The organism is Corallococcus exercitus, from assembly GCF_003611585.1.
Taxonomy (GTDB): Bacteria; Myxococcota; Myxococcia; order Myxococcales; family Myxococcaceae; genus Corallococcus; species Corallococcus exercitus.
The window spans coordinates 1-7,297 of the sequence record NZ_RAVW01000460.1 but is presented as its reverse complement, the minus strand read 5'-3'; the positions used below and the strand labels follow the sequence as shown (position 1 = coordinate 7,297).

The window sequence follows — 7,297 nt, the reverse complement described above, 5'->3', positions numbered from 1 at the left end:
GGCTGGTGATGGGGGCGGGCGTGCTGCTGGCGCTGGGGACAAGCCCCGTGCGGGTGGAGGTGCTGGAGGACACGCGGGCCCAGGTGGTGCGGACCGACGGGGGGCAGGCGTGCACGGTGGAGCGCTGGCGGCTGCCGCCGGGCGTGCGCGAGGGGGACGTCGTCGTGGACGGCCGCCTGGACCCGGAGCGGACGGAGGCGCTGCGGCGGGAGGTGGCGCGGAAACGGGCCGCGCTGGCGGTTCCCCTTCCTCCGGGCCTTGAGCTGTGAGGTGGGGGCACCGGTGCCCACGGAGGGGATTGGCGTTGACGGCCGATCCAGGATGGTGAACATGCGCGCGATGACGGAGTCCCTGCCCTTCCTCGAAGATGCCCAGCAGGGACTGGTGCGGCACTTCGGCCTGTCGGAGTTCCGCCCCGGCCAGGCGCCCGTCATCAGCTCCGTCCTCAGCGGCCGCAACACCGTGGTGGTGATGCCCACGGGCGCGGGCAAGAGCCTGTGCTACCAGCTCCCGGCGCTGCTGTTGCCGGGCATCACGCTGGTGGTGTCACCGCTCATCGCGTTGATGAAGGACCAGGTGGAGCAGCTCACCGCGAAGGGCATCCCGGCGACGTACATCAACTCGTCCCTGTCGGACGTGGAGCGGGCGGACCGCCTGCGCAAGCTGCGCGCCCGTGAGTACAAGCTGCTCTACGTGGCGCCGGAGCGCTTCCGCAGCGGAAGCTTCCTGGAGCTGGTGTCCGGGCTGGGCGTGGAGCTGCTCGCCGTGGACGAGGCGCACTGCATCTCCCAGTGGGGCCACGACTTCCGGCCGGACTACGCGCTGCTGGGCCAGGTGCGAAAGCGGCTGCGTCCCCCGCGCACGGTGGCCCTCACCGCCACGGCGACGCCGGAGGTGCGCGAGGACATCGTCCGCGTGCTGTTGATGAAGGATCCGGCGGTGTTCGCCCAGGGGTTCGACCGGCCCAACCTCTTCCTGGACGTGGTGAACGTCAGCGGGGACGAGGAGCGCCGGGACGCGTGCGCGAGCCTGGCGGCCAAGGGTGGCAGCGGCATCATCTACTGCTCCACGCGCAAGGCGGCGGAAGGGATGCACTCCGCGCTCGTCACGCGCAAGGTGAACGCGGTGCTGTACCACGCGGGCATGGAGGACGACGCCCGCCGCCGCGCGCAGGAGGACTTCATGTCCTCGAAGGAGGCGGTGGCGGTGGCCACCAACGCCTTCGGCATGGGCATCGACAAGCCGGACATCCGCTTCGTCGCGCACGCGAACATCCCCCGGGCGGTGGAGGCGTACTACCAGGAGATTGGCCGCGCGGGCCGCGACGGCAACCCCGCCACCGCGGTGCTCCTGTTCAACCACGCGGACGTGTACACGCAGGAGCGCCTCATCGAGAGCAGCCACCCGTCCGAGGCCGTGCTGTCGGACGTGTGGGCGCAGCTCCAGGCCGTGGAGGAGTTCGACCGGGGCGTGCACGCCCTCGCGGGCATGGTGGGCGCCAGCGAGTTCGAGGTCTCCGCCGCCCTCAAGATTTTCGAGCGCGAGGGCAAGCTGGAGCGCGGCGGCCGGGGTGAGGGCGAGTACGGCATCACGTTGACGGACAAGGCCGCCAGCGCGCAGCCGCACGCGGCGGAGTCGCAGCGTCTGCTCCGCTCGCTGCTGGAGACCTTCCCCGTGGGGCGGCAGGCCACCACGGAGCTGCCCATCCTCGCGCGGCGCACCGGGCTGACGGAGGACGACGTCCGGCACGCGCTGGGCCTGTTGGAGAAGTCGGGCGTGGTGCGGGTGCGCAAGCCGTTCGCGGGGCGCTCCATCCGCGCGCTGGAGCGCGTGCCGTTCCGCGAGCTGACGGTGGATCTCAGCCGGGTGCGCGAGCAGGAGCGGCTCAACCGGCTGATGCTCAAGCGGATGGCGGACTACGCGTACACGCCGACGTGCCGGCGCGCGTTCATCCTGCGCTACTTCGGGCAGGCGGACGCGGCGGCGGTATGCGGCACGTGCGACCGGTGCGCGGGCAGCATGATGCCCAAGCCCTCCGGTTCAGCCTCGCGCTCCGCGCCGGCCGCGTCCGGGGCGCCGGTGATGGTGTACAGCGAGCTTGCGTCCATGGAGCTGCGCCGCTGGCGCAAGGACCTGGCCAAGGACCTGGGCATCGCGCCCTTCATCATCTTCAACGACGCGACGCTGCTGGGGCTGGCCGCCGCGCTGCCGGTGGACCGGGAGTCCTTCCTCGCGGTGAAGGGCACCGGGGAGAGCCGCTGGGAGCGCTTCGGCCCCAAGGTGGTGGACATCTGCCTGATGGCGCGCGCCGCGGGCCACGAGCCACAGGCGGCGCCCGTGGCCCCACGCATCCGCAAGGCGAAGTCGCGCCGCTAGCCGTTTCCCGGCGGAGGTCCGCTCCCACCGCGGCTGGCGCGCAGGAGCGCCCACCGCAGCACGGCCATGATGGCGCCCACCACCAGGGCGAGCAGGAAGATGACCGCCACGGTGACGATGCCGAAGACGACGCGCACGCCCAGGTCGGTGATGCGGCCGGTGAAGTACGCCGCGCGCAGCGGCTCCATCGCGTGCACCAGCTCCAGCGCCCGCGCCGGCAGCGAGTCGAGCGCCATGGAGAGCCGCTCGAAGAAGGGCGCGTGGTACCGCCGCCGGATGGACTCCACGACGATGCCCATCAGCAGGTAGAGCACCGACAGCAGAAAGGCGTTGCCCCACATGACCTTCAGCAGGGGGGAGGACGGGGGCCGCTGCTCGCTCACGGCCACCACGCTAGCGCGACGCCCGGCGCTTGAGGAGCGGAAGGGCCTTCTTCACCCGGTTCGCCTCCGGGGCCCCCCCGGCGAGCTTCAGGAAGGCCTCGTAGGCCTCCACCGCCCGGGGCAGCTCCGAGGACTCCCGCACCAGCACGTCCGCCAGCGCCAGGTGGGCCATGCCGTCCGTGGGCTCCAGCTCCACGGCCTTGGCCAGCGCCTCGCGCGCGGGGGCCTCCTGCCGCTGCTTGAAGGCCACCAGCCCCAGGGCCAGGTACGCGCGCCCGTTGTAGGGAGCCAGCTTCACGGCCTCGTCCGCCGCCGCTCGGGCCTCCTTCACGGCCCCGGCGCCCAGCAGCACGCGCGCCAGCGTCACCTGGGCGAAGGCCTTGTCCCAGACGGTGGGCGCCTTGTCGGCCAGGTCCTGCAGCGTGCGCGCCGCGCCGCGTCCACCGCCCGGCAGCTGCGTGTACAGCTCACCCACGCGGCCGCACGTCGCGTCCGGCCCCTCGCGCCGCGCCGCCGCGAAGGCCGCTTCCGCGCTCTCCACCTGACCCTGGCGCAGGAACGCCTGGGCGATTTCACAGAAGGTGTCCGGGTCCTTGGAGTCCAGCTTGTTGGCGCGCTCCAGCGCCGCGAAGCCACCCTTCGCGTCGCCGTTGGCGAACAGGAGCGCCGCGCGCAGCCGCTGCCCTTCCGCGTCGTCCGGCGCCAGCTTCACCGCGCGGCCCGACGCGCCTTCCGCCTCCTTGCGGCGGCCGGACTGGTACAGCGCCAGCGCGAAGCCCTTGTGCGCGGCGGCGTTGCCCGGGTTGTCCAGCTGCCAGGCCTCGAACTGCTTCAGTGCCTCCGGCGTGCGGCCCAGCGCCAGCAGCGTGCGGCCCAGCGCGTCGCGCGCCTCGCCGTGCGCGCCGTTGCGCTCCACCGCCTGCGTCAGCGGCTTGAGCGCCATGTCCGGCAGGCCGCGCGACAGCAAGAGCCGCCCCAGCGAGCACGCGCCCTCGTAGTCGCGCGGGTCCTTCAGCGCCTCGTCGAACTGCGCCTGCGCCTTGTCGAGCGCGCGCTCGCGCCAGTACACCTGTCCCAGCGCCACGCGCAGGTCCGTGCGGGGCTTCTTGGCCAGCGCCTTCTCGAGCACGTCGCGCGCCTGGGCGCCGTTGCCCTCGTTCGCGTCCGCCAGCGCGAGCCACGCGACGGCCTCCGGCGGATAGCGGTCGTTCACGCGCGTCTTGCCCAGCTCCACGCGGGCGCGCTTCCAGTCCCCGAGCCGCGCGTACGCGGCACCGCGCACCAGCGACACCTTGCGGCCGCCGTCCGCCTCCAGCCGCTGCAGCGCCTCCTTCTCGCGGTCGCGGTCCAGCAGCGTGCGCCCCAGGCCCTCCTTCGCGGCCTCGCTCTTGGGCTGCAGCTTCAGCGCGGCCTCGTAGGCCTGCTGCGCGGCCTCCAGCCTGCCCGCCGCGCGGCCCGCGGCCCCGAGCGCCAGCTGGAAGTCCATGGCCAGCGGCCCCTGCGTGCCCTTGGAGAGCATCGTGCGCGCTTCCTCGTACTTGCCCAGCGCGGACAGCAGCTCCCCGTGCACCAGGTGCTGACGAGGCTGGAGCGCGGGGGGCAGCTTCGGGTCCTGCGCGAGCGGCGCCACGTCCGCCAGCGCCGCGTCCAGGTCCTGCTCCAGCGCGAGCCGGCTCTCGGCCATCCCGATGCGGGCGGCCGGGTGCTCCTTGGAGACCTCGCGCGCGCGCTTGAACATCTCCAGCGCCTGCGGGAAGTCCTCGGAGGCGAGGTAGTAGTCGCCCAGCGCCACCAGCGCGCGGACGTTGCCCGGCGACGCCTTGAGCGCGCGGTCGAAGCGGTCCAGGGCCTTCTTCTCGTCCTTGGCGGCGATGAGCAGGCTGCCCGCGAGCGCATGCACCTCCGTCACGTCATCCTGCGAGGCGAGCAGCGCGCGGTGCGCGGGCTCTCGGCCCCGGTCGTCGGCGACGAGCGCGTTGGTGGCCAGCACCAGGCCGTTGAAGCCCTCCTTCACGCCCGGCTTCTCCAGCGCCTCCAGCGCGAGCCGGCGGTCGTCGGCGTTGGCGCCGTGGTCCAGGTAGCGCAGCGCGTGCGCGTAGCCCGCGAGCGCCCACGCGGCCGGGCTCGCTTCGTCCATGTCGCGCGCGCGGTCGAGCTGCCGGAGCGCCTCATCCAGCGACGCGCCCGTGTCCTGCGCGATGGCGCGCTTCGCGAGTTCCAGCGTCTCCGACAGCGTCTGGCCGCCCTGGCGGGAGCGGTAGAGGATGAAGAAGCCGGCGCTCGCGCCCAGGAAGATGAGGGCCACGAAGAGGGCCACGGTCTTCGCGCCATATCGCTCGATGAGGGACTGCTTCGCCCGCTCCTTGGCGATCTTCTCGTGCATCTCGCGCTCGTACTTCGCCGCGAGCGCCTCCGTGTCCTTCGCGTTCGCCGCCGCCTTGTTGCGCGCCGCGGCCGCCGCCAGCTCCGTCGCATCCGGGATGTCGTCCAGCAGCGAGCGCTTGCCGCCCGAAGCCGACACCACCGGAGCCGGCGTCACCGGCACGGCCGCGCGAGCCCGCGCCACCTCCAGAGGAGGAAGGTCTCCGAGCAGTCCCCCACCCTGCGACGCGGGTTCGTCCGCCGGAGGGGCGTCAGGAAGGTCCGCCAGCATCCCGGACTTGCGTCCACGGCCAGAGGCGGCACCCGCGGCAGGGTTGGCACCCTGAGCCGCACCGTCCGTCGCGTCGCGCCCCGGCTCCGTGGAGGAATCCGAGCCCGCGTCCGGAGCGCCACCGCGCGACTCAAGGCCGCGCTCCGAACCTGGCTCCTGGCCTGCCGCCGAAGGGCCATCACCAGTCGCGCGACCGCGTCCCGAACCCGGCTCCTGGCCCGGATCCAACGGTCCACCGCTGGCTACGCGACCCCGTCCAGAGCCGGGCTCCTGGCCCGGATCCAACGGTCCACCGCTGGCCACGCGACCGCGCCCCGCTCCGGATCCGTTGCCCGGATCCGCGCCAGCACCCGACGCCGTACGCCCCGACCCCGGATCCGACAGCCCACCGCGCTGCTCACCCGTCGCGGACGGACCACCGGTCTCCACGGAGCCTTCGCCCCGCACGTCCTCCGGCACCGGCGTCCCGGAAGGCGCGATCGGCCCACCGTGCGCCTCGACGGCTCCGCTCCTGGCGACCGCCTGCGCGTCCACGCCGCCCGCCGGCGTCTCCGTCCGGGCGGAACGGCGCGGCTCCAGTCCCGCCGCCGCGGCGGCACGCGCCTCGAACGCGGACGGGTGCGCCTCCGCACCGGGCGCCTCCGGCTCCTCTTCCTCCGCCGGCGCCGCCGGGGTCGCCAGGATGCCCAGATCCTCGAAGATGGGCGCCGGCCCGCCGGACAGCGCCTGCTGGGCCTGATCCAACCACTGCTTCACGCGCCCGTTGTTGGGCTGCAGCGCCACGGCCTTGCGAAGAATCGGCAGCGCGGAGCGGTACAGCCCGCGCTGCAGCAGCACGTCGCCAATGAGGTTGTAGGCGTACGGGTTGTCCCGCTCGATGGCGATGGCCTGGTCGAACTGCTCCATCGCCTCCGCGGGCCGCCCCAGCTGGATGAGGGCCTTGCCCCACAGCACGCGCCCCACGGTGGACGTGGGGTGGTGGGAGATGCCCTGCGTACACACCTCGATGGTGCGCGCCGCGTCTCCCTTCTCCAGCAGCGCCTTCGCCAGCTCCACGAAGACGGAAGAGGTCGGGTCCTGCCGGAGGAGCTGCTCGTAACGCTCCACCATCGACTTGGCCATGTTGAGTCGCGACTCCGGTGTGCTTGGCGGGGGAGCGCGGACCATAGCACTGCCCTCGTCCGTTCCGCCCAGCGGCTGGTAGCGTCGCGCGCATGAAACGCCTGCCTGCCCTGATGTTCGCCCTGGTCCTCGGTGGGGCCTGTGCCCACACGCCACCCAAGTCGGACCTGGAAGAGCTCCGCCCCGTCGTGGAGGGCTTCCACAAGAACCTGCGCTGGAGGAACTACCGCGCCCTGTCCAGCTTCCTCGTCCCCGAGGAGCGCAAGGACTTCGAGCGCCAGCGCCGCGAGCTCCACGACGACCGCGACCTCACCGTCACCGACTTCGAAATCGAGGACGTGAAGCTCGCCGACGACGGCCGCAGCGCCACCGTCCACAGCCGCATCCAGTGGATGCGCCTGCCCTCCGTCACCGAGCAGACCGACACCGTCACCTCGGAGTTCGTCTTCCGGGACGGCGTCTGGCTGCTGGAGAAGCAGCAGTCCGGTCCGTTCGACGGCGAGCTGGAGCCAAAGGAGACGCCGTCCCCGTAGCCCGCAAAAAAATCGCCCACCGTCTCGGGGCCGGCCGAGACGATGGGCGTCGAGGGTTCCCCAATGGAACCCCCTACCAGGGTGACGATGCCGCGCGGTACTTCCGGCCCGCTGCGACCCCGCCGTGTTGCCTGGTCTCTAGAGCAATGCCGGTGCCAACCACCGCGCCCCCCTGCCCCACCCCGGGTTCCCACGGGAAATCAGGCACTTGCCCGGCCTCACTCCCCGTC

The 7,297-nt window shown here is 72.7% G+C and carries 5 protein-coding genes; 3 read left to right on the top strand and 2 right to left on the bottom strand.

The window, feature by feature from the left end; all coding sequences use genetic code 11:
• Together D7W79_RS35735 and D7W79_RS35730 are read left to right on the top strand one after the other, a co-directional pair.
• The coding region (locus D7W79_RS35735; protein ID WP_439099265.1) for a DUF3006 domain-containing protein at nucleotides 1-269 on the top strand (269 nt) is incomplete at its 5' end.
• A gap of 52 nt (nucleotides 270-321) precedes the next feature.
• Nucleotides 322-2,376, top strand: a complete 2,055-nt coding sequence (locus D7W79_RS35730) for a RecQ family ATP-dependent DNA helicase (protein ID WP_120529779.1) — start codon at nucleotides 322-324, stop codon at nucleotides 2,374-2,376.
• Here the strand turns inward: D7W79_RS35730 and D7W79_RS35725 are convergent.
• Both D7W79_RS35725 and D7W79_RS35720 read right to left on the bottom strand, forming a co-directional pair.
• A complete protein-coding gene (locus D7W79_RS35725) occupies nucleotides 2,373-2,717 on the bottom strand; it encodes a hypothetical protein (RefSeq protein WP_120529781.1) in 345 nt (114 codons plus the stop codon). The two genes, D7W79_RS35730 and D7W79_RS35725, sit on opposite strands and share 4 nt — an antisense overlap.
• Nucleotides 2,718-2,769: 52 nt before the next feature.
• Entirely contained in the window at nucleotides 2,770-6,534 is a 3,765-nt protein-coding gene (locus tag D7W79_RS35720) for a tetratricopeptide repeat protein (RefSeq protein ID WP_120529778.1), read from the bottom strand.
• Nucleotides 6,535-6,626: 92 nt separating this feature from the next.
• Here D7W79_RS35720 and D7W79_RS35715 point away from each other — a divergent pair, with 92 nt between their 5' ends.
• Entirely contained in the window at nucleotides 6,627-7,067 is a 441-nt protein-coding gene (locus D7W79_RS35715) for a hypothetical protein (protein ID WP_120529777.1), read from the top strand.
• Nucleotides 7,068-7,297: the final 230 nt, after the last annotated feature.

Coding starts and splice junctions, on each gene's coding strand:
- D7W79_RS35730 (WP_120529779.1), top strand. CDS start 322: ATGGTGAACATGCGCGCGATGACGGAGTCCCTGCCCTTCCTCGAAGAT.
- D7W79_RS35715 (WP_120529777.1), top strand. CDS start 6,627: ATGAAACGCCTGCCTGCCCTGATGTTCGCCCTGGTCCTCGGTGGGGCC.
- D7W79_RS35725 (WP_120529781.1), bottom strand. CDS start 2,717: ATGTGGGGCAACGCCTTTCTGCTGTCGGTGCTCTACCTGCTGATGGGC.
- D7W79_RS35720 (WP_120529778.1), bottom strand. CDS start 6,534: ATGGCCAAGTCGATGGTGGAGCGTTACGAGCAGCTCCTCCGGCAGGAC.